We start from the raw sequence: 22,289 nt of genomic DNA on the forward strand, positions 1-22,289 counted from the left end.
TCACCCGGTCACCTCCTGGAGCCGGACCGGGCGGCCCGCGCGGCGTGACAGGTCGGCCGCCTCCGCGAGGTGGAGGGCGGCCAGGGCGTCGCGGGCGGTGCAGGGGCTTTCCCGCTCGCCTCTGGCCGCCGTGAGGAACGCGCGCATCTCCGCGACGTAGGCGTCGGCGAACCTGGTCTGGAAGTCCGGCCAGGGGTCGGCCGGGCGGCGGCCGTCGTCGGCCAGGTGCAGGGGGGCGCGCTCGCCGAGCCCGACGACCCAGGTGTTCAGGGTGCCGCCGAGTTCCATCCGCACGTCGTAGCCGGCGCCGTTGTAGCGGGCGCCCTGCAGCGTGACGAGCGTGCCGTCGGCCATCGTGATCAGGGCGGCGCTGGTGTCCACGTCGTCCGCCTCGGCGAAGAACGCCTCGCCGCGGTTGGCGCCCGCGGCGTAGACGGTGTCGGCCTCACGGCCGGTGACCCAGCGCAGGATGTCGAAGTCGTGGATGTGGCAGTCGCGGAAGATCCCGCCGGAGACGGGGACGTACTCGGGCGGCGGCGGTTTCGGGTCGCCGGTCAGCAGATGGACCCGGTGCAACTCGCCCAGCTCGCCGCCCAGCAGCGCCTGGCGGGCTGCGGCGAAGCCGGCGTCGAAGCGCCGCTGGAAGCCGATGTGGATCATCGTCCCGCTGCGCTCGGCGGCCTCGGCCACCCGTACGGTCTCCGCGACCGTCGGGGCGGCCGGCTTCTCGCAGAACACCGGGATCCGCCGCTCGCACGCTTGTCGCAGCAGCTCGGCATGGGTGGACGTGGGCGTCGCGATGACCACGGCGTCCGCGTCCCACGGATCGCCCACCCGGGCTCCGACGTCCCGGGCCACCTGCTCGGCCAGAGCCGGATCGGCGTCGGCCACCAGCAGCTCGTCGACCAGGCCGGACAGGGTTCGCGCATGAAAGCTGCCAATTCGCCCAAGACCCACTAGACCTACACGCATGGCGCCTCCTATCGGGGGCTCCAGTTGTAGATGAACGTCAGGTGAACGTCAATGCTTTGTCCTGACATAAGGACTAGTCCAACTGATGGACATAATTATGTCTTGACAATTCATTAACCTCCAGTTCATCTTGGAGCCCACTGCGGCGCCGGTCGGGGCTGTGAGCGGCGCGTACGGCCATGCACTTCAGAGGAGTACCGCCACCATGAGGCGTATCCGGAAGACCGTCCCTGCGGCACTGCTCGTGCTCGCTGCCGCGTGCGCACCCTCCACCGGCGGCGGTGGCTCGTCGGCCACGACCGGGGCGAAACCCCTGCCCGCCGCCTCGGTCGACGCGAGCCTTGACCTGGATGCGCTGGTCGCGGCGGCCAAGAAGGAAGGCAGCCTGCTGGTCTACGACTCCAGCGGCGACATCGAGGAGGTGGCCAAGGCGTTCACCGAGAAGTACGGCATCAGGATGGAGGGCGTGAAGTCCGACACTCCGCAGACCGCCGAGAAGATGACCAGGGAGCACGCCGCCGACAACGTCACGATCGACGCGGCGATGTACGAGGACGGCGGGGTGCTGGTGGGCCGGCTCATCCCGCAGGGCGTCGTCCGGACCTGGGTGCCCGCCGACCTGAAGGACCAGATCCCGGAGGAGAACCGCAACCCTCTGCTCGCGCTGTCGAAGGCGACGATCTTCGCCTACAACAGCAAGCTGTCACCCGGTGGCTGCCCGGTCAAGAACATCTGGGATCTGACCGAGAAGGAGTGGGCGGGCAAGCTGGTCATGCAGGACCCGCTGGGCAAGCCGACCGTGCTCTCGTTCTTCACCCAGCTCGTCATGCACGGTAGCGACGAGCTGGAGAAGGCCTACCAGGCCAGGTACGGCAAGCCGCTGGAGACCGAGGAGCAGAACGCCGCCTGGGAGTGGGTCAAGCGGGTCGCCGCCAACCAGCCGGTGCTCACCGGCTCCGACGAGGACATCTCCGGCGCGGTGGGCGCCCCAAGCGCCACCGACAAGAAGATCGGCTTCATGTCGATCTCGAAGTTCCGCAACAACGAGGAGAAGGGCTACGCGCAGGCCACGTGCGAAGGGCTCGACCCGTTCGTCGGGTTCAGCTACCCCAAGTACGTGGCCGTGGCCGGCAAGTCCAAGCACCCCAACGCGGCCAAGCTGTATGTGCGCTTCATCATGACCGAAGAGGGTGTCAAGCACGAGATCGGCGAGGGCGGGATCTCCGGGAACAGCACGGTCAAGCCGCTCGTCAGCCCGCCCGGGCTGACGGACTGGCAGGGCCAGCTCTTCCACACCGACCCCAAGGGCCTGGTCGCCGACCTGCAGAACCGCCAGGTGATGTCCGACTTCTGGCGGGTCAACCACAGCTGATCCACCAACCCGCCCGGGCAGCCGGGCGGGCAGCTCTGTGCAGCGATATGTCCTGACATTCATATGTCAAGCGAAAGGAACATAGTGTCCAGACGTTCGACGCTGCTCCTCGCGGCGCTCACCCTCACGCTGGCCGGCGGCTTGGCCGTTCCCGCCGCCGGCTCGTCCATCCCCTCGATCGACCCCCAGGTGGAGACACCCGCCCTGTTCGACGACGAGGCCGGCGGCAACGCCAACGGCGACGACCCGGCGGTCTGGGTCGACCCGTCCGACTCCGACGACAGCGTGGTGGTCGCCACCGCCAAGGAAGGCGGGCTCTACGTCTACGACCTCGACGGCCGGCAGCTCCAGCACATCCCGGCGCCGACCGCGCCGGGGCCGGACGATGAGGCGGGCCGCTTCAACAACGTCGACGTGACGTACGGCTTCGGTGGCCGTGACCTGGCCGTCGTCTCCGACCGCGGGCGCGACCAGCTCCGCGTCTACGCCATTTCCGACGGCCACCTCACCGACGTGACCGACCCGGGCGCGCCGTTCGTGTTCAACTCCACCCAGGAGGAGGTCAACGACGCCGAGACCGCCTACGGCCTGACCGCCTGGAAGGACTCCACCGGCACCTACGCCCTGGTGAGCCGACGTCACAAGACCTCCATCGGCCTGGTCAAGCTGCTGTCCAAGCCCGGCGGCAAGGTCGGTTACCAGCTCGTCAGAACCCTGGACCTGCCCGCCTCCTTCACCCTGCCCAACGGCCAGTCGTGGACTCCCTGCATGGAACCCGACGAGCTGGCCCAGGTCGAAGGCATGGTGGTGGACCAGCAGCGCGACGTGCTCTACGCCGCCCAGGAGGACGTCGGTATCTGGCGCATGCGCGCCGACCTGACCGGCACGCCGGTCCTGATGGACAAGGTCAGGGAGTTCGGCGTGCCGGGCACCTACGACCCCGAGACGGAGGAGTGCACCCCGGGCGCCGACCCGGGCTTCGGCGGCACGCACCTGACGGCGGACGCCGAGGGACTCACGATCTACTACCGCGGGGACGGCAAGGGCTACCTGCTGGCCTCGAGCCAGGGCGACAACACCTTCGCCGTCTACCGCCGCGAGAGCGGCAACGCCTACCTCGGCCAGTTCCGCATCGGTGAGGACGACGGCATCGACAGCGTCGAGCACAGCGACGGCTCGACCGTGCTCAACGTTCCGTTGGGGGACTTCGAGGACGGCCTGTTCGTCGCCCACGACGGAGCCAACGGCCCCGAGGTGCCCGATCGCGAGAACACCGACTTCAAGTACGCCGACTGGGGCGACATCGCAGCCGAGCTCGACCTGGCTGTCGACACCGACGGCTGGGACCCGCGCGACTGACGGTGACGATGTGGATGAGCGCCTCCTGCCGGGGTCCGACCCGGCGACGGGCTGACTTCGAGTCCTCAACGGGATCCGCCGGCCCCGGCAGGGAGGCGCTCATGCGCGCCCAGTGACTTCACGGGGCCTGGCCACAGGCCCCGTCACTGTCCTGTCCGTACCGCCCGGCCGGCGCGTGCCACCCTGCCCCCAGGTGCCTCGGCGGTTCCGGACAGCCTGTCGCGCCACCGGGCGCAGGCGGAGCCGGGCGCGTCCTCGCGGGCGTTGGAAGCCTGCCCTGGTGGCAGCGGCCGGGTCCTATCTGCAGGCGCGCCGATACTGCTCGGCGAAGCGCCTGCAGCGCGGTGAGCGCCTGGACGAGATCGTCGGAGAGGCCGGTCGCGGCAGCATGGCCGCCGCGACCGGCCTCTCCCCACCCCAGGGGGCAGGCACTGGCGTCGCTGGTCACCACGACACGGATGCCCCAGCGGCGGCACCCCGGGCCGGCGCCCCGGGCCGCCTCTCCTCAGTGCGTACGACCAGCCGCCCCGTGACGACCGCCAGGGCGCTCACCATGGTCTTCACCGGGTGATTCATACGTGGGCGGTCCCGCCTCCGCCGGCCATCCCGGTGATCGTTGGCCACGCACCGGTCGGGTGAACTCGCCGCCCTCCCCCCTGACGACGATCTTCTCCTGTCGCGAACTGTCGCTCCGGTGGAGCGTGATGGTAACGTTCCGTGCTCCCCGGCGTCCTGTCGTCGACGCTGATCATGCCCTGGCGCCGTGCCTGGAGGCATGACTCTTCGTGCTGTGAGAACGAGCGGATCTGCGCGCTCTCCGCAACCGTCCCAGCAGCACAGACATGACCTGAAAGACCAAAATGATCAGCCGGAACCGGGTCGTGGATTCAGGCTCAGTGATCGGGTGCCGAAGACGGTCCACCTCGAGTGCCGGAGTCCCGGGTCCGAGGGACGGTTCAGTCGAGGATCTGGACGTACCCGTCGGTTCCGTGAACGCGGATCCGCTGCCCGTCCCGGATCAGCCGGGTGGCCTGCTCCACACCCACAACGGCCGGCAAGCCGTACTCCCGCGCGATCACCGCCCCGTGCGTCATAAGGCCGCCTACCTCCGTCACCAGTCCGGCGACGGTGACGAACAGGGGGGTCCAGCTGGGGTCGGTGTAGGCGGTGACCAGGATGTCGCCCGTCTCAAGGTCGGCCTGCGCCATGTCCATGACGACACGGGCCCGGCCCTCGACGGTCCCGGCCGAGACCGGGAGGCCGGCCAGCGCGCCGGGCGGGGCGTCGTCACGCCGATACCGGCCGCTGATGGTCTCGCCGTCCGACGTGAGGACCCGGGGCGGTGTGAGCGCCTCGTACGACCGGAACGCCTCCCGCCTTTCCAGAATGAGTTCGGCGTCCACCTCGTTGGTGCGCACGACTTCTTGCAACTCCTCGAACCGGAGGAAGAAGATGTCTTCTTTCTCGCGCAGGATGCCGGAGCGCACGAGGCGATCGGCTTCCCGCAGCAACGCCTGCTTGTAGGCGAAGTAGCGGCTGACCATGCCGTACTTGGGGTACTCCCGGTACCCGGCGAAGGTGCGGACGCGGTCGATCATCCGCTTGGTCTCCTCGGCCTTCTGCTCCCCCTGGGGTAGGGCGCGCAATCGCGTCAGAAGTTCCTGTTCCTTCCGTCGTGACTCCAGGCGTCCCTGTTCGAAGTGTCGTTTGCCGGCGCCCGGCTCGAAGTTCTTGATATTGCCGAGGATGGTGGGCACGAGCGTGGTGGGCTGCTCGCTCCAGCGCGTTCTGGTGATGTCGATCTCGCCCGCGCAGCGCATGCCGTACTCGTCGAGGTAGCCCCGGATGGCGTCACGTGCTTCCCGCCCGCCGGTCAGCCCGGCCAGCTCGTTCAGGAAGCCGTCGCCCTCCCGGCCTTCGTCCACGACGCGCTGCAAGAACGCCACGACGTCCGCGTGCGGTCGGATTGTGTCCGCGACGTCGAGGAGCGCCAGCCCCATCTCCGACGTGACGTTGTGGGGGACGGATAGCGTGAGCGCGTCGGCCGCGTTCTTCTCGCCCAGCCACGCCTCGAGGTGGTCATTGAGCCACCAGGCCGCCTCCATCCCCGCCATGATCACCTGGTGGCTCCGCGGAGAGAACAGGATGCGCTTCAGCTCTGCGAGGTCGGCCAGGATGAAGTCGAACAGCGCCGGCCCGGACAGAGCCCGGATCTCGCTCCGCAGGGTGGCGACGGACGCCTGACTGTGTCGGATCAGCTGGGTGACAACGGCCGGATCGGTCTCGATCGGGGCGGGTGAGTCACCGGCGGGTGCGGCGATGGAATCTTCGTCCGGAAGCGAGCGGATGAAGTCGCCGCGGTCGAGGAGAGTCTGCAGCGCGTCCCGAATCAGCGGGTCGGACTTCCCCAGGGTTCCGAGGAGGTACGCGCGACCCGCGGGCGTCGCCAGGACGGGGGCTACGTCGACGAACAACCGTCCGCCCGCCTCGTGCATCGGCCGTGGGGTCGTCAGCTGCCACAGGGAGAGTCCCAGCGGCTTCATCGCGTCGGTCATCATCTGCTGGTGACCGACGGAGACGTAGACATGGTTCTCTTGGTCATCGGTCCTGGGGATGGGGAACAGGGTGGTGATCGGCCGGCTCTGGACGATGTGGAAGTCATCGCCGACCAGGCACCATTCGATGTCCTGGGGCCTGCCGAAGTGCGCTTCGATGCGCCGGCCCAGCTGCACCAGGCGCACGACCTGTGCATCCGTCAGAGCCGGCTGCGTCTGCCGCTGCGGTTCGATCGGTGCGTCCTGGGTGCCGCCTCCCGGCGACGCCTGGACGAACCGCGGCTTGGTGGCGACCGCTGCGGTGACGACCTGATCGTCGCGCACCGTGTAGACGTCCCCGGCGACCAGACCGGAGACAAGCGCCTCGCCGAGCCCCCAACCGGCTTCCACCGTGGCGATTTTCCGGTTCGAGGTCACGGGGTCCGCGGTGAAGAGGATCCCGGCCGCGTCCGGGAACACCATCTGCTGTACGACCACGGCCATCCGTACCTTGCGGTGGTCGAAGCCATTACGGCGCCGGTAGGTCACTGCCCGCTCGGTGAACAGCGAGGCCCAGCACCTCCGGACGTGCCGAAGGATCGCCGGTAGGCCCACGATGTTCAGGTACGAGTCCTGCTGGCCGGCGAAGGACGCGGTCGGCAGGTCCTCGGCCGTCGCGCTGGAACGCACCGCGTAGGAGGCTTGCTCCCCGAGCCGGGCGAGCGATTCGCTGATCGCTGCCACAAGATCGTCGGGAACCGCGACGCCTTCGACGACGCGGCGGATATCGGCGCTCAGGGTGCGGATCGCCGCGTGGTCGTCCGGTTTCACGCGCGACAGCAGGTCAAGCTGAGCGTCGATCGACGGCGCCTCGGCCACGACCCGCCGGAAGGCGTCTGTCGTGACGCAGAAGCCGTCCGGCACGCGGATGCCATTGATTCGCGAGAGCTCGCCCAGGTGCACCCCCTTTCCGCCGACGTCTGCGATATTCGTCGAGTCGATCTCCTCGAAACCCAGCACATAACCCAATTCCGTTGCTCCATCGTCCGTCGGGTCGGTTCGCAACGGGCAAGTATGAAGCACTTTCCGGCGCCTCATGAGGCGCGCGAATCTGATATAAGGTGAAAATGGCGGGGAGCGGCGCGCGCAACTTGACCCGACCTCGCCCACACCGGTATCCCGGGCCGCCGTTCACGCTCGGCGGCGGCAACCTCCCGACCGCCGACGCCGGCTACCCCGACCCGGTCATCCGCACGGCCACCACCGGGATCACCACCCGCAGCGTCGGCGCAGCGGAAGTGACCACCGCGGCCGGGGAACCCCTGGAATCCCTGGAGCGCCTGGTCGCGCACCTCGCACTTCAAGACCCACCCCGGACGGTGGACCATACTGTCCCCTGCTCCGCGCCCGACCGCAGCCGTTGCTGACGAGGACGGCATCACGTCTGGCCGCAACAGCGCACACTTCGCGCCGGAGCCACACGCGCTTGGCCGTTGACATCGCTCGGCACCTACGGGCGCCGCGCGGTGCGCGACGGTGGGGATGCCACCCGGGCGGCGATACAGGCGACCAAACCGATCACGAATCAAGAAGCGCCGGGCACGGAGCCGTTCGTAGCGTGACCCTCATGTGCATCATCCCTCAAGCACAAAGGAGACATGGCATGAAAGCGCACGTTAGCTCGATCCTCCTCGGCGTCCGGGACCTGGGCCGGGCCAAGCAGTTCTACACGGAAGGGCTCGGCTGGAAGGTCAAGGACGACTACGGCGTCTCGGTGTTCTTCGAATCGGACGGAGGCTCGCTCGTCGGCTTCTACGGCCGCGAGGGCCTGGCCGGCCAGGTGGGCGCGAGCCCGGAAGGCAGCGGCTTCAGCGGGCTGGTGCTCACCTATGTCGTCCGTAGTGAGGCGCGGGTCGACGAGATCATCGCGCAGGCCGAGAAGGCCGGCGCCACGATCCTCAAGCCCGCCGGCGCCCTGCCGTGGGGCGGGTACGGCGGCTCCTTCGCGGACCCGGACGGCTACATCTGGAGCCTCGGCTACAGCGCCCAGGGAACGGACCAGCCCTACGCGGAGTAGCCGCCGAGGAAAGCCTCTGGCGAGTGTGGGTGACGCGGCAACTGCCGGGCACGCTGGCCGGACTCGGGGGTTGAGAAACATCGGAACGAAAACTGGCGCTAAGCCCTCGAGAGCGTCTGAGACGGTTTGACCTGGCCTTTCCTGGATCGGAATTTTGCGCGGTCGTCTTGGGGGCAGACCGAGTAAACCCGGAAGGGGCAGCGGCTTCTGTCTGTCAGCCAGGTGGGCGCTCACCGTCGGCCGATGCCCGGGAGTCTCCGTCCGAGCTCACGCCAGCGGCCTCCGGAGAGAGGCGGTGCCGGGGTCGCGATCCCGGCACCGCCTTGGCGCCGCCGTTCCCCGTCCTGATCGGCGGATTTCTCCCGCGATCCAGTCGACAGGAGCAGGTCACGGGTGTAGGAGTACCAGTCATGGCAGCGCCCGCGGTCATCCGGGCGTCCACGTCACCAGCCGATCCGCCGATCGGTGCCACGAGGGTCTCAAGGATCAGACGGGCGGTCGGGCGATCGGCCGGGTCCTTGGCCGTTGCCGGCGCTCTCGGGCCAGGTCCGGGGAGAGCGGACAGCGGCTTGGTGAACCACATCCGAACGGTCAGGGGTGCCGTTCAAGCCCGCCGAGGACCTTGAGAAGTCCTGGACGGGGGACAGCGGCGGGAGCGGAGGGCCGAGCGGAGCGTCGACTAATTAATCTACATTGTAAAGCCGACGGCTCGGGTTTCACACCCAAGAAGACGCAACCAAAAACACAAGGACTAAAGACTCAAAACCAGGAGCCTGGGCTGTTCCGGTCGACGTGCCGACTCGGCGCCCTGGCGACGCTTGAGCACCGGGCGGCCACTTTCCGGCAAGTTTGCGGGATTATCTTTCGTCAGGACCGCCCGGGGCGGCGCCTGGCGGCGATGCCGGCTGGCAGCAGAGCCGCGGCCGGCGTCGCCGCCAGGCGCCATGCGAGCCGTCGCGTCCTTGATCACGCAGGGTACGACGGGCTGAGGGGCGGCGGGGTCCGCGGGATATCCTCCCCGGCCGCCCTCGAACGGCGGGTGCTCAGCCCTTCACGGTCAGCACGACACGCTGGTAGGAGGTGAGGGTCGGAGAGCCGTCGTCGGTGCTCTGCAGGATCAGGTGGATGGTCTGGCCGGGCGCCGCGTCGTCGGGGACGCGCAATCGCACCTTGGCGAGGTCCCGGCCGGGCGAGCTCTGCTTGAGCGTGACGGTGCCGGGGTAGGTGTCGGCGTCGGCGTACTGCCACCACTTGCTGGTCACGGTGTTCCGATCGGGATCCGTGGCGTGCCCGACGAGCGTGACCACCTCGCCCCGGCGGACGTCGCGGTCCGACTGTCCGCTCACCTTGACGCTGGGCCGGTGGTTCGCGGCGGAGTATCTCGGGGTGACGGTCCACTTCATCCGCGCGGCGAAGTCCTCCTGCGCCGCGCCGAACCAGCGGGCCGAGGAGTAATCGGAGGAAGGGGTCCCACCGGGATCGACGTCGGGCCCGTTCCGGCCGCCCCAGCCGCCATAGCTCGCATCGACGTAGCCGCGCAGCCCGTTGTCGAGCAAGTTCATGAAGATCGAGGTGTCTCCTTCGGAGATCCACGATCCCTTCTCCTGCGGTGGGGTCCACACGATGTAGCCCATCGCCCTGAGCTGTTCGGTTGTCAGGCCGGAGAAACCGAAATAGTCGAAGATGTCGCCGGGGACCATCTGCTTTTCGTCGCCCCAGACGCGGTAGAACTCGCCGAACGGCCCGACCTGCGACACGTTGGCCTTCGTCCACTGGGAGGAGAGGTACTTGGCGTCCTCCGGTCGCACGGCGTTGCGCGCACCGTATCCCCAGATCCTGGTGGACATCTGGCGGAACTCGATGTCCGGCCAGTTGGGCTTGATGTAGTTGGCGTAGGTGTCGTCCTGGTCGCCGAAGGACTGGATGACCGCCTTCTGCGACACCTTCTCGTAGACGGCCGGCCACTGCGGGGTGTTCTCGTACTGGTCCTTGATGGATTTCAGCGCCCGGGCGATCGTGCTCTGGCCGGCGCCGGTGAGCAGGTAGACGGGTCCCGGCCGGTTGTCGAGCAGCGCTCGCCGGACAAGGTCGGACCCGGGGGTGTCCTTCGATATGTCGCCGTCGAACTCGATGTTGCCGTTGAGGATTCTCGACTTCAGCTCACCCGGGTCGGGATATCCGTCGGCGTGCGTGCGCAGATTCGGGTACACCCGCTCGTAGATGTCGACCGCCTCGTGAATGAAGCGCTCGCCGGGCTTCCAGCGCCATGAGGTGCACGGGCACAGGTTCAGTCCGAACCGGGTGTATTCGCGTCCCGGCACGAACCACTTCGTGCCCTTGCCGTCGCCGGCCCAATGCACGCCGCTGCTGGAATAGACCAGTGCTTCGGTGTCGAACTCGTTGCTGTAGAGCAGGTAGCGGATGAGCGTGTTCTGGTCGTCCAGTTCGGGGTCGGACATGAGGATGACGCGCGGCTTGTCGTCGGCCGGTTTCCGGGTGTCGTCGGCCGCGGCCGGACCGGCGGTCACCAGGCCGCACAGAACGGCGGCGGCCAGGGCCGGAATCGTCGTCCGTTTCAGGGGGGTGCGCAGCAATGAGGCGGGTTTTTTCATTCGTGCGTCTTTCTTCCGCAGGGCGTGCGGTACTGAGAAATGAGGGCTGCGGGAACTCGGCAGCGTTCTCCGGCGCCCTGTCGATTTGGGTGGCAACGGGAGCCGGAGAGGGACTGTGAATACCTATTCATGCTTGGAGCGTTATTCAGTAACGTGAAATTAATGTGTCGCGCCGATGGTTGTCAACGGCACCGAAACCGAAGCGGCGCGAGGCCCGCCGTGCCCGGCCCGAACGCGACACGCGCGGAGGTTCCGGCCGGCACGTCCACGGCGAGCCGGAACCACCTGCCGGTGATCCGCCACCCCGTTACCGGCGAGGCCCACGCGATCCCGCCAATGCGGGTCTTGCCCGACGCGGCCGGACATGGGACGGGATGCGTGATCCCGTCTGGAGAGGGCGCGTGAGGCGCGCAGGGATCGCGGTGGGGTGTACTGGGGTGGTGGGATTTGCGGAGTCGCCCGGGGAGCGGATGGTGGGCCGGGCCGCGGAGCTGGCGGTGATCGACGCGGTTGTGGCCGCGGCGGTTGGCGGGCGCGGCGCGACCGTGATGGTGGTCGGGGAGGCAGGCATCGGCAAGTCCCGGTTGCTGGCGGAGGTGTCGGCACGGGCGTCGGCGGCGGGCATGGAGGTGCTGCAGGGCCGGGCGGTGCCGGCTGGGGGCACGTACCGGGCGCTGGCCACCGCGTTGGTCGGGCGGTTGCGGGATGCCGGGCTCGCAGACGACGCCGAGGTGCGGCCGTACCGGGCGGCGTTGGGGCGGCTCATTCCCGATTTCGGGCCGGCCGGTGGTGCGGAGCCGATGGTGGATCCCGCCGTGGCGGTCGGTGAGGGAACGTTGCGGCTGCTGCGGGCAGTCGGCGCCGGTGGCGGGTGCGTGCTGGTGCTGGATGATCTGCATTGGGCGGATCCGGACACGCTCGCGGTTCTGGAGTACCTGGTCGACGGAGTGGCCGACCAGCAGATCCTGATCTGCGGGGCGGCGCGTGACGAGCCGCGCACCGCTGATCAGATCGAGCGGATCGGGCGGCGACCGGCTGTGCGAGTGTTACGGCCGGCCCGGCTGGACGCGGCCGAGGTGGCGGAGCTGGCCGCGAATCGGGCCGGGGTGCGGCTTGGGGCGGCGACGGCCGGCTTCGTGGTGGAGCGCTGTGACGGGCTGCCGTTGCTGGTGGAGGAGCTGACGGAGGGGCTGCGGCGGGCAGGCGTCGATCTGGCCGCGGCGGAGGGGCCGACGTCGGACATCGGCGTACCACCGACGATGCGGACGCTGGTCGGCGAGCGGATGGCCGCCCTTGCCGGCGAGCACCAACGGGTGCTGAACGTCGCGGCCGTGGTGGGAGCGGATCTAGGCTGGGACGTGATCGCCTCGGTGGCGGGGGTGGAAGAGGCGGCGTTGCTCGCGGGGTTGCGAGCCGCCGCAGAAGTTCACCTGCTGCACGCGGAGGCTGAGGAGCTGACCTGGCGGCACGCGTTGACCCGGGAGGCGGTGCTGGCGGCGTTGCTGCCGCCGGAGCGGGCGGCGATCGCCCGTCGTGCCGCGGAGTTGCTGGATGGCGGTGGCGTCGGGGAGGCCGACGTACGGGCGGCCGGGCTGTTCGGAGCGGCGGGAGAGCGGGAGCGGGCCGGCCGGATTCTGCTGAGGCTGGCCCGCCACGATCTGGCGCGAGGAGCGTTGCGCAGTGCCAGGGGGTTGCTGGCGCGGGTGGATGCCACCGGTGCGCTCCGCATCGCCCGGGCCGTCGAGCGGGTACGGCTGCTGACGCTGGCCGGTGAGGTGGATGCGGCGCTGCGCGCGGGGGAAGAGGTCATCGGCACCGCGATCGGGGACGAGCACGTGGAGCTGTGCCTGCAACTGGCCCGCAGTTGCATTGTGGGCGGCCGGTGGGCGGCTGCGATCGCGTACGCCGAGCGGGCCGGTCGGCCGCGTGATCCCCGTTCGGCGATCGTGCGCGCCGATGCCGCCTACGGTGTGGGTGATCCGCGACGAGCCGCCGCGCTGGCCGCCGACGCGGTGCACGAGGCCGAGCGGTCCGGTGACGGCGAGTCCCTGGCGGGGGCGCTGCTGGTACGTGGCCGTTGCCTGGCGCACGACGATGCGGCCGCGGCCCGCGCTGCGTTCGGACGGGCGGTGCAGGTCGCCGCCGAGCACGGTCTCACCCCGTTACGGGTGGCCGCGCTGTTCGGCCTGGCCGCCGTGCAACGCGGGCAGCCTGACCCGCCGGCGCTGGCCGAGGCTCGCGAGCTGGCTGAGTCGGCCGGCCTGCTGGGGCAGCTGGCGGAGATCGACCTGCTGGTGGCCGACTTGGCGCTGACCGCGCACGGCCCCGGCGTCGGCGAGCCGGTGGCACGCCGGTGCGCCGAGCTCGCGGCGCGGCTGCGGTTGACGAGCGTCCAGGCGGTTGCCGAGCTGTTCGTCGCAGCCGCTCGCGCCGGCGCCGGGGACGACGACGAAGCCGAGCGGTGGCTGCGCCGGGCCGGGGCGCGGCCGGACGCGCCGCAGGAGGTACGGGCCGGGCTCGGCCTGGTACGCGCGATCTCCGCTGTGGTCTCCGGGGACCTGCCGCGCGCGACCGCACTGGCCGACGACGGCGCCGCGATCCTGGCCGGCTATGCCTCGGCCGCTGCCACCCACTGGTGGGGACTGTGGCTGCTGCTGCGCGAGGTGACCGGGGACAGGCGAGAGGACGCCCGTGCGGTGTTCCGTCACTGCGGGGCGGGCCGCCGGCGGGTCAATCGCGGCGCACTGGCCTACGCCGACGTGATCGCCGCAGGCCGCCTGGGCAAGGCCGGTGACTCGGCCGAGGCGCTGGCCCGCGGTGACGCGGCACTCGAGACGCATCCGTGGTGGCATCGGCTGCTGCGACTGCCGGTGTGGACCGCCGCGGTGACCGAGGGGTGGGGTGATCCCGTGCCGGGGCTGCGCGCCGATCTGGCGTGGCACGAACACAACGGCGACGAGGCGCTGGCCAGACGCTGCCGGGACCTGCTGCGGCTGGCCGGCGCGTCGCCCCGCCGCACCCCGGGCACGACGGTGCCGCCCCACTTGCGCGCCGCCGGTGTCACCGGCCGGGAGGCGGAGGTGCTCGCCCTGGTCGCCGAAGGACTGGGCAACGCGCAGATCGCGGCCCGGCTGCATCTGTCCGTACGTACGGTGGAAACGCACGTCAGCAGGCTGCTGGCCAAGACCGGCGCGGCTGACCGGGTCCATTTGCGTACGTACGCGCCTGGTCGACATCAGTAGACGGCACGGATGCGGCCGGCCCTGCGGCTGGGCGAGTCTCGATGGCATGACCACAGATGACGACACCGTCCAGCAGCCGGCATCGGCGTGGCTGCTGGAGCTCCTGTCGGCCAAATGGCTGTCCCAGGCGGTCGGTGTGGTGGCCCGGCTGGGCATCGCCGACCTGGTCGCCGGCAAACCGCGCACTTCCCTCGATCTGGCCACGGCGTGCGAGGCCGACCCGCGGGCGCTCTACCGCATCCTGCGGGCCACCGCCTGCGTCGGCGTCTTCGCCGAGGACGACCGGGGCCGATTCGCCCTGACCCCGCTGGCCGAGCCGCTACGCAGCGACGTGCCCGGTTCGCTGCGGGCCGCGGCCATCACCATGAACATGGACCCGATGTGGCGTCCGTACGGCCACATCGAACACAGTGTGCGCACCGGGGAGCCGGCCTTCGACTACGTCTACGGCATGAACGTCCACCAGTACCTGCGCGACCACCCGGAGGCGGCCGAGCTGTTCCGGCAGACCGCCGCCGGGTTCCACGCCATGTCGACCCCGCCCATCGTGGCCGCGTACGACTTCTCGCCGTACCGCACCGTCGTCGATGTCGGCGGCGGCATCGGGGTCCTGCTCGCCGCCATCCTGCACGGGAATCCGCAGGCGCGCGGGGTACTCCTGGAGGACGCGGGCGTCATCCCCCTCGCTCGCGACCGGCTGGCGGCCGAGGGCGTGGCCGATCGCGTCGACCTGGTCGCCGGGGACTTCTTCGCCGAGGTCCCCTCCACCGGGGATCTCTACCTGATCAAGAGCTGCCTGCACAACTGGGACGACCATGACGCCGGACGCATCCTGGCCACCATCCGGGCGGCCATGCCGGCGGGGGTGCGGCTGCTGGTCGTCGACGCCGTCGTGCCCGCGGGCAACGGCTTCCACTACTCCAAGGTCTCCGACGTCGAGCTGCTGACCCTCGCGGGCGGCCGGGAACGCCGCGCCGACGAGTGGCAGGCCCTGTTCGCCGCCACCGGGTTCCGGCTGTCGGCGACCGTTCCCACCCCGGGGCCGGTCGCCCTCATGGAGGTCGAGGCCGCATGACGCGCACACCGACAGCGCCGGTCGATCCGTGCGACGCCGACGCGCCGTCCGCGTGGGACGGTCCCGACGGTGACATCCGGACCGAGCACGAGACCCTGTCCGACGCCGCAGTCGCCGGCCACGACCGCCACCTGTCCGCCACCGCGGCGATCACTTCCGACCACCATCGGGCCGACCACCCGCGCGAGACGACGCAACCGCCCGTCCCGACCACGAGGAGAACGACACCCATGCCGACAGACCCCATGGCGTCGCCACGGTTCCCGCGAACCTCCCGCTACCATCCCGACTGGATCCGCTCCAGCGTCAGCGGCGGAGCCAACTCCCTGTGGCTCACCGAGTGGCTCACCGAGGCGATGGCGTTACGACCCGGCATGCGGGTGCTGGATCTGGGCTGCGGCCGGGGTGCGTCGTCGGTCTTCCTGCACCGCGAGTTCGACGTCGAGGTGTGGGCCACGGACCTGTGGTTCAGCGCGGATGAGCGGCTGGAACGCATCCGCGACGCCGGCGTCGGCCACGCCGTGTTCCCCCTTCACGCCGACGCCCGAGCGCTGCCGTTCGCGGCCGGCTTCTTCGACGCCGCCATCAGCATCGACTCCTTCGTCTACTACGGCACCGACGATCTGTACCTGAACTATCTGGCCCGGTTCGTCAAACCAGGCGGCCAGATCGGCATCGCCGGCGCGGGACTGATCCGGGAGATCGACGGCCCGATTCCCGAACACCTGGCGGCGTGGTGGGAGCCGAGCATGGCCTGCCTGCACTCGGCCGACTGGTGGCGCCGCCACTGGGAACGCAGCGGCATCGCCTGCGTGGACGTGGCCGACACCATGACCGACGGCTGGAGGTACTGGCTGGAATGGCAGCGGGCGATCGCACCGGACAACGAGCCGGAAATCAACGCCCTCACCGCTGACGGCGGACGCCATCTCGGCTATGTGCGCGCGATCGCCCAGCGCCGATCGGACACCGCGCTCGACGAACCCATCTCCTCGATCCCCGTCACGTATACGAGGCAGCCCGTATACCGCTCCTGAGCGACGACGGCAGAGGAACATTCGATGAGGAGTTCTTGTGCGTAAACTCGTCCACTTGGTAAACGCCACCGTCGATGGATGTGTCGCGGGCCCGGAAGGGCAGCCGGACTTCTTTCTCCCCGAAGGCGGCCATCGGGAGGAGTTGTCGGCCGAATTTCCCGAGACCGTGCCGGGGCCGCTGCGGTCCCGGCTCGGATCGGGCAGTTCGACACCTACCGACGGCACGCGCTCCAGGTGCGGGCCGGGTCCTTCATGGCGTCGCATCCCCTCGTGAACCGCGGTCAGAATGTGGCGATCGGGTTGACTGGGCTGCCGGACGTACCGGCGAAGCGGACCGGCGCGACTGCGAGGTGGAAGTCCCACTGGCCGAGCTCGGCAGCCGTCGTCGCGCACGCTTCCAGGTCGCAGTTGTCGAGCATCCACAGACCCATCGCGACGAGGCTCACGGCGTGAACCGGCATCAACACGTCTTCGTACCCCGACGGCTGAACGTCCTGGGGGGTGTCAGCGCCGATCAGCGCGACCTCCCGTTCATGCAGCCACGGCAGGCAGGACGCGTGCCAGCCGGCTTGCGTGAAACCGCTGGACTCACCGGCCTCGTGCCGGACGCGGCCGTAGCCGGTCCGCAGGAGTACCGCGTCGCCGGGTCGCACCCGCACACCCTGGCGACGCTCGGCCTCTTCGAGATCGTCGGGAAACACACCCTGCCCCGGTTCCAACCATGGCACATCGCGGACCCTCGCAATGTCCAGCAGGACACCACGCGTGATGATCCCGTTCGCCGCCGCCGTGACGGCCGCCCACGCCGATCCCGTTGTGGCGTCGACCAGCGAGTGCGACCGCCCGTTGTACATCGTGCCGTCCCAGAAGATGTGGCACGGCGAGTCGACGTGGGTGAGGGTGTTGCCGTGGAACGTGACGCCGAGCCGCTCGGACGAAAAGCCCCAGCGCCGGTCGTTGCGGAATCCGGGCACCGGCATGTCCTCGGCACCCGGCATGTCGGCGGCGCACGGGCACGTCGTCGTCGACCGCTCCATGTCTTCCGGTACGGCAACCTCCCATGCGCACGACACGCTCCTGCCGTGGCGCACGGCCCGCGCCGCCGCCAGCCGGACGTCGTCGGTGATGTGGTTGAGAGTGCCGAGCTCGTCGTCGTCGCCCCACCGTCCCCAGTTCGACAGCGTGTTGAAGTACCCGAGCACGTCGTCCTGTGTGGGCGTCGGTCGCTCTGCCGTCATCCCAGCATCGGCTCCTCCGGTCACGCGGTTCGAGGCACCGAAGGCGAGGTATCCCGCCCTCTCCTTTGACATGCCAAGGCCCGCTGAGCGGGCATGATACAAGATCAGCGGGCTGGTTGCGTCCACGGAGGTGGTGCATGAGTGGTGGCCCCGCAAACCGACGTCGATCCACCGCCGCCAGGTCCGCGCCGCCGGGCCGGATCGCGTCGACGAGCGCGGCCAGCAGCGATCGCGGGTCGGCCACGTACGTGACCACGCCGTGGCAGCAGGCCGCGTCGAAGTCGCCGCCGAGCAGGTCGGCGGCCTGCTCGCCGGTGCCCGCCATGAGCGTGACCTGTTTGCGGACGCGCTCGGGTTCGGCGGCCAGCCGGGTCTCGGCCTGCTGAAGCATCCGCGGGTCTGGGTCGAGCACGGTGACGTGGTGACCGGCTCGGCCGATCCCCGCTCCTGGCCCGGGGGCCGATGACCTGAAGCGCAGCGCGGGAGCACAAGGCTTATCTCCCGCCTGCTGACCGCCCTCGGGCACACGCCGATGGCCGCCACTCGGGCGGTGGATCTGCTGTCTTGGGTCAAGGGCCGGTTTCTGCACCGTGTCCACCACGATCTGCGCGGCCGATTCAGGGCACCGCAGGTCAGGGGATACTCCGGTGGAAATTTCCTCATCGCTACCGGGGCCCCGAGCAGTGATCGGGTCGCCCGCACCCACACGTTGCGGTCTCGGCTTGCGCCTCAACTATTCGGTGTTGCTAGGTACCGGTAGTCGGTGTTACTTTGTACCGGTAGTTAGCGACACCGAGTAGCTGAAAGGGGGGTGTTCCATGGGCAAGCAGCTGACGGAGATGCTCAAGGGAACGCTGGAAGGCATCGTCCTGGCGATCCTGTCCGGCCGGCCCGCCTACGGCTACGAGATCACGGCCTGGCTGCGCGAGCAGGGCTTCTCCGACATCGCCGAGGGCACCATCTACGCACTGCTGGTCAGGATCGAGCAGCGCGGCCTCGTCGACGTGGAGAAGGTCCCGTCCGAGAAGGGGCCGCCGCGCAAGGTGTACTCCCTCGACGCTCAGGGACGGGAGTACCTCGAAGAGTTCTGGAGAACCTGGAGCTTCCTCACCGAGAGGCTCGAACAGCTCCGCAAAGGAGGCAATCAGCCATGACCACAGGGTCGAACGAATCGAAGAGCCGCTACCTGCAGTACCTGGAGATCGTCACCGGGCCGCTGGAGGACAAACGGCGCTACCGGCAATACAAGGCGCGCATCAAGCGGCTTCCCCGGAACTACCGCACGGCGGCCGAGGCGCTGGAGCGATACCTGATGCTCCTCGGGCCGGCGGACGGCGCCGGCGCGATGGCGATGTACGAAGACCTTGCCGATCTGTTCGAACACAGCGTGGCCGACGGCACCCCGATCCGCGGCATCTTCGGCGAAGACCCCGTGGAGTTCGTGGAGGCGTTCGTGGCCAACTACCCGGTCGGACAGTGGAGAGCCCGGGAGCGGAACCGCTTCACCAGCGCCATCGAACGCGCCGCCGGCGAAGACGCCACAAGACAAGACAGGACAGTGTGATGACGACACAGCAAGCCCCGGCGATCCAGGTGCACGGCCTGGAAAAGTCGTACAAGGAGCTGCGGGTGCTGCGCGGCGTGGACTTCACCGTGGCGCGGGGCAGCATCTTCGCCCTGCTCGGCTCCAACGGAGCGGGCAAGACCACGGCCGTGAAAATCCTGTCCACGCTGCTCAAGCCCGACGCGGGAACGGTCCGCGTCAACGGCTTCGACGTCGCCACGCAGGCCCCGGACGTGCGCGAGTCCATCAGCCTCACCGGACAGTTCGCCGCCGTCGACGAGATCCTCAGCGGGCGGGAGAACCTCGTACTGGTCGCCCGGCTACGCCATCTCAAGAATCCAGGCAAGATCGCCGATGACCTGCTCGCCCGTTTCTCGCTGACCGACGCGGCAGCGCGGAAGGTGTCGACGTACTCGGGCGGTATGCGCCGCCGCCTCGACATCGCGATGAGCCTCATCGGCAACCCGCCGATCATCTTCCTCGACGAGCCGACGACCGGGCTCGACCCCCAAGCGCGTATCGAGGTGTGGCAAGCCGTCAGGGAACTCGCCGCCCAGGGCACGACGGTGCTGCTCACCACCCAGTATCTGGACGAGGCCGAACAACTCGCCGACCGGATCGCCATCCTCCACGAGGGCCGGATCATCGTCGACGGCACCCTGTCCGAGCTCAAACGGCTGCTCCCGCCCGCCAAGGTCGAATACGTCGAGAAGCAGCCGACCCTGGAGGACGTCTTCCTCGCGCTCGTCGGCCCGGGCGGCAACAACGGCGACGCCCGCCATGACCACAACGTCGGCATCGACGCGTAAGGAACCACGATGACCAAGCACTTCTTCGGCGACACCGCCGTCCTGCTGGGACGATCCCTGCGCCACATCGCGCGCAGCCCGGACACCATCATCACGACCGCGGTCATGCCGATCGCCATGATGCTGATGTTCGTCTACGTGTTCGGCGGCGCGATCAACACCGGGTCGGATTCGTATGTGACCTACCTGCTGCCCGGCATTCTGCTCATCACGGTCGCCTCGGGCATCGCCTACACCGCGTACCGGCTGTTCATGGATATGAAGGGCGGCATCTTCGAGCGATTCCAGTCCATGCCGACCGCGCGGTCGTCGGTGCTGTGGGCGCACGTGCTGACCTCGCTGGTCGCCAATATGATCTCGCTCGTGGTCGTCGTGCTCGTCGCCCTGCTCATGGGCTTCCGCTCGGCGGCGGGGGTGTCGGCGTGGCTCGCGGTTGCCGGCATCCTGATCCTGTTCACCCTGGCGTTGACGTGGATCGCCGTCATCCCCGGCCTGTCCGCGAAGACCATGGAAGGCGCGAGCGCGTTCTCCTACCCGCTCATCTTCCTGCCGTTCCTCAGCTCGGCGTTCGTGCCCACCGACACCATGCCCGGCCCGCTGCGCGCCTTCGCCGAGCACCAGCCGGTGACGTCCATCGTCAACGCCATCCGCGCCCTGTTCACCCGGCAGCCGGTCGACACCGACATCTGGATCGCCCTGGCCTGGTGTGCCGGCATCCTCATCGTCGCGTACGCCTTCGCCATGAACACCTACCGCCGCAAGATCTCCTAGGCCGTATCGGTCAAGTCTGTCTTGATCCCGATGAACGTGACGGACAGGCAGATCACGGCGCGGTCGCCCTGAACAAGAACAGCACTTCCTCGGCTTATCTCCGCTGCCGGGCGGCGGCTTCCAGGAGATCTGCGTGAGATGAGCACCGCGCTGTGAGCGGACCACCCGGAACACGCGCGGCAGCCGCTGACCCTTGCCGGTGCGAGTGACGAACGGCCTCCACCGCGGGAGGTCGATCCCCCACCGGGTACTGAGATCGCCCCGATGTCGTGGACCGGAGCGACCCGCACGGCCGCCGACACGGATCGGCATACCCGCCAGAGCATGTGGCTCGCTGCCATTCCCCGCAACGCACCCTTCGAGCTCCACACAACACGTCCTATCGCGAGACAAGGAAGATCATGACTGAATCCCTGCACACCGTCACGACGATGCCGACGGCGCGTCAGCCCGGCTGTCCCTTCGACCCGCCGGCAGAGCTGATCCAGGCCCGCGAGCACGGCCCGATCAGCCGCTTCCCCTTCCCCGACGGACACCAGGGCTGGCTGATCACCGGCTACGACCTGGTCCGGTCGGTCCTGGCCGACCCGCGGTTCAGCTCGCGCAAGGAACTCATGCGCCACCACCCGCTGGTCGACTACGGCGAGATCGAGGTCCCCCCGGCGCCGCCCGGCGAGTTCCTGCTGATGGACGAGCCGCAGCACAGCCGCTACCGCAAACCGCTGGTGGGCAGGTTCACCGTACGGCGGATGCGGCTGCTCACCGAGCGCGTCGAGCAGATCACCGCCGAGCACCTGGACGCCATGGAGAAGGCCGGACCGCCGGTGGACCTGGTGACCGCGTTCGCCAAGCCCATCCCCTCCATCGTGATCTGCGAGCTGCTGGGCGTGCCGTACGAGGACCGGGGCTCCTTCCAGGAGCACATCGACAAGTTTCTCGGCGGGGAGGCCGGCGACGAGGAACTGATCGCGGCCTACACCGCGACCCAGCAGTACCTCGCGCAGCTGGTGGCCGCCAAGCGCGCGCACCCCACCAATGACGTGCTCAGCGACCTGCTCGACAGCGACCTGACCGATGAGGAGCTGCGGGGGATCGCCCTGATCCTGCTGTCGGCCGGGTTCGACACCACCGCGAACACGCTGGCGCTGGGCACCTTCGCCCTGCTGCGCAACCCGGCGCAGCTGGCCGCGCTGCGCGCCGAGCCCGCGCTCATCGACCGGGCCGTGGAGGAGCTGCTGCGGTATCTGAGCGTCGCCAAGCAGTTCCATAGGGTCGCGCTGGAGGACGTCGAGCTGGGCGGCCACACCATCGAGGCCGGCACCACGGTCATCCTGTCCCTCAACATCGCCAACCGCGACCCCGAGCGCTTCCCCGACCCCCACACGCTCGACCTGCGCAGGCAGGACGGCGGCCACCTGGCCTTCGGCCACGGCATCCACCAGTGCCTGGGCCAGCAGCTGGCCCGCGTCGAGATGCGGGTCGCGCTCCCCGCGCTGCTCAACCGCTTCCCCACGCTGCGCCTGGCCGTACCCGCCGAGGAGGTCGCCCTGCGCCCGGAGACCGCCGACATCTACGGGGTCAAGAGCCTCCCGGTCACCTGGGACGCGTGACCGCGAGCCGGTGACGA

15 protein-coding genes and 1 pseudogene are annotated in these 22,289 nt (G+C 69.2%); 11 read left to right on the forward strand and 5 right to left on the reverse strand.

Features of this window, described 5'->3' with window-relative positions; translation table 11 throughout:
- Nucleotides 1-972: a Gfo/Idh/MocA family protein gene (locus ABD841_RS07605; RefSeq protein ID WP_344969230.1), complete on the reverse strand. Its 972-nt coding sequence runs from the start codon at nucleotides 970-972 to the stop codon at nucleotides 1-3.
- A 205-nt stretch (nucleotides 973-1,177) separates the two neighbouring features.
- Between ABD841_RS07605 and ABD841_RS07610 the strand changes: the two genes are divergently transcribed.
- Complete coding sequence (locus tag ABD841_RS07610; RefSeq protein WP_344969232.1) at nucleotides 1,178-2,344, forward strand: ABC transporter substrate-binding protein; 1,167 nt, start codon at nucleotides 1,178-1,180, stop codon at nucleotides 2,342-2,344.
- An 84-nt stretch (nucleotides 2,345-2,428) separates the two neighbouring features.
- Nucleotides 2,429-3,703, forward strand: a complete 1,275-nt coding sequence (locus tag ABD841_RS07615) for a phytase (RefSeq protein WP_344969234.1) — start codon at nucleotides 2,429-2,431, stop codon at nucleotides 3,701-3,703.
- Nucleotides 3,704-4,659: 956 nt separating this feature from the next.
- On the opposite strand, the gene rph is transcribed toward ABD841_RS07615, so the two are convergent.
- Nucleotides 4,660-7,257 carry a rifamycin-inactivating phosphotransferase gene (gene rph, locus ABD841_RS07620; protein ID WP_344969395.1) on the reverse strand — a complete coding sequence of 866 codons (2,598 nt, stop codon included), beginning with the start codon at nucleotides 7,255-7,257 and terminating at the stop codon, nucleotides 4,660-4,662.
- A gap of 643 nt (nucleotides 7,258-7,900) precedes the next feature.
- Here rph and ABD841_RS07625 point away from each other — a divergent pair.
- Nucleotides 7,901-8,314, forward strand: coding sequence for a VOC family protein (locus ABD841_RS07625; RefSeq protein ID WP_344969235.1), 414 nt, complete (start codon nucleotides 7,901-7,903; stop codon nucleotides 8,312-8,314).
- 1,043 nt (nucleotides 8,315-9,357) lie between these two features.
- On the opposite strand, the gene ABD841_RS07630 is transcribed toward ABD841_RS07625, so the two are convergent.
- A complete protein-coding gene (locus ABD841_RS07630) occupies nucleotides 9,358-10,926 on the reverse strand; it encodes a DUF1593 domain-containing protein (protein WP_344969237.1) in 1,569 nt (522 codons plus the stop codon).
- A gap of 437 nt (nucleotides 10,927-11,363) precedes the next feature.
- Here ABD841_RS07630 and ABD841_RS07635 point away from each other — a divergent pair, with 437 nt between their 5' ends.
- The 3 genes from ABD841_RS07635 to ABD841_RS07645 are packed head-to-tail and all read left to right on the forward strand — an operon-like array spanning nucleotide 11,364 to nucleotide 16,280.
- Nucleotides 11,364-14,168 (forward strand): ATP-binding protein, encoded by a 2,805-nt coding sequence (locus ABD841_RS07635; protein WP_344969238.1) that lies wholly within the window; start codon nucleotides 11,364-11,366, stop codon nucleotides 14,166-14,168.
- Between the two features lie 46 nt (nucleotides 14,169-14,214).
- Nucleotides 14,215-15,243, forward strand: a complete 1,029-nt coding sequence (locus ABD841_RS07640) for a methyltransferase (RefSeq protein WP_344969240.1) — start codon at nucleotides 14,215-14,217, stop codon at nucleotides 15,241-15,243.
- Entirely contained in the window at nucleotides 15,240-16,280 is a 1,041-nt protein-coding gene (locus tag ABD841_RS07645) for an SAM-dependent methyltransferase (protein WP_344969241.1), read from the forward strand. The genes ABD841_RS07640 and ABD841_RS07645 overlap by 4 nt, the downstream gene beginning before the upstream one ends.
- A 281-nt stretch (nucleotides 16,281-16,561) precedes the next feature.
- Here ABD841_RS07645 and ABD841_RS07650 read toward each other — a convergent pair whose 3' ends face one another.
- Nucleotides 16,562-17,518 carry a cyclase family protein gene (locus ABD841_RS07650; protein WP_344969243.1) on the reverse strand — a complete coding sequence of 319 codons (957 nt, stop codon included), beginning with the start codon at nucleotides 17,516-17,518 and terminating at the stop codon, nucleotides 16,562-16,564.
- Between the two features lie 247 nt (nucleotides 17,519-17,765).
- Nucleotides 17,766-17,909 (reverse strand): annotated as a pseudogene (locus ABD841_RS40765) (hypothetical protein); the annotation flags it as partial.
- A 427-nt stretch (nucleotides 17,910-18,336) separates the two neighbouring features.
- On the opposite strand from ABD841_RS40765, the gene ABD841_RS07660 reads away from it, so the two are divergent.
- The 5 genes from ABD841_RS07660 to ABD841_RS07680 all read left to right on the forward strand — a co-directional run bounded on the left by ABD841_RS07660 (nucleotide 18,337) and on the right by ABD841_RS07680 (nucleotide 22,272).
- Nucleotides 18,337-18,672, forward strand: coding sequence for a PadR family transcriptional regulator (locus ABD841_RS07660; RefSeq protein ID WP_344969247.1), 336 nt, complete (start codon nucleotides 18,337-18,339; stop codon nucleotides 18,670-18,672).
- Complete coding sequence (locus ABD841_RS07665; protein WP_344969249.1) at nucleotides 18,669-19,082, forward strand: DUF1048 domain-containing protein; 414 nt, start codon at nucleotides 18,669-18,671, stop codon at nucleotides 19,080-19,082. The genes ABD841_RS07660 and ABD841_RS07665 overlap by 4 nt, the downstream gene beginning before the upstream one ends.
- Nucleotides 19,082-19,891 (forward strand): ABC transporter ATP-binding protein, encoded by an 810-nt coding sequence (locus tag ABD841_RS07670; protein WP_344969251.1) that lies wholly within the window; start codon nucleotides 19,082-19,084, stop codon nucleotides 19,889-19,891. The genes ABD841_RS07665 and ABD841_RS07670 overlap by 1 nt, the downstream gene beginning before the upstream one ends.
- A 9-nt stretch (nucleotides 19,892-19,900) precedes the next feature.
- Complete coding sequence (locus ABD841_RS07675) at nucleotides 19,901-20,662, forward strand: ABC transporter permease (RefSeq protein WP_344969253.1); 762 nt, start codon at nucleotides 19,901-19,903, stop codon at nucleotides 20,660-20,662.
- Nucleotides 20,663-21,063: 401 nt separating this feature from the next.
- The gene (locus ABD841_RS07680) at nucleotides 21,064-22,272 is read left to right on the forward strand and encodes a cytochrome P450 (RefSeq protein ID WP_344969255.1); all 1,209 of its coding nucleotides are present in this window, start codon (nucleotides 21,064-21,066) and stop codon (nucleotides 22,270-22,272) included.
- Nucleotides 22,273-22,289: the final 17 nt, after the last annotated feature.

The sequence above is a fragment of the Streptosporangium fragile genome, from assembly GCF_039534445.1.
GTDB classification, from domain to species: Bacteria; Actinomycetota; Actinomycetes; order Streptosporangiales; family Streptosporangiaceae; genus Streptosporangium; species Streptosporangium fragile.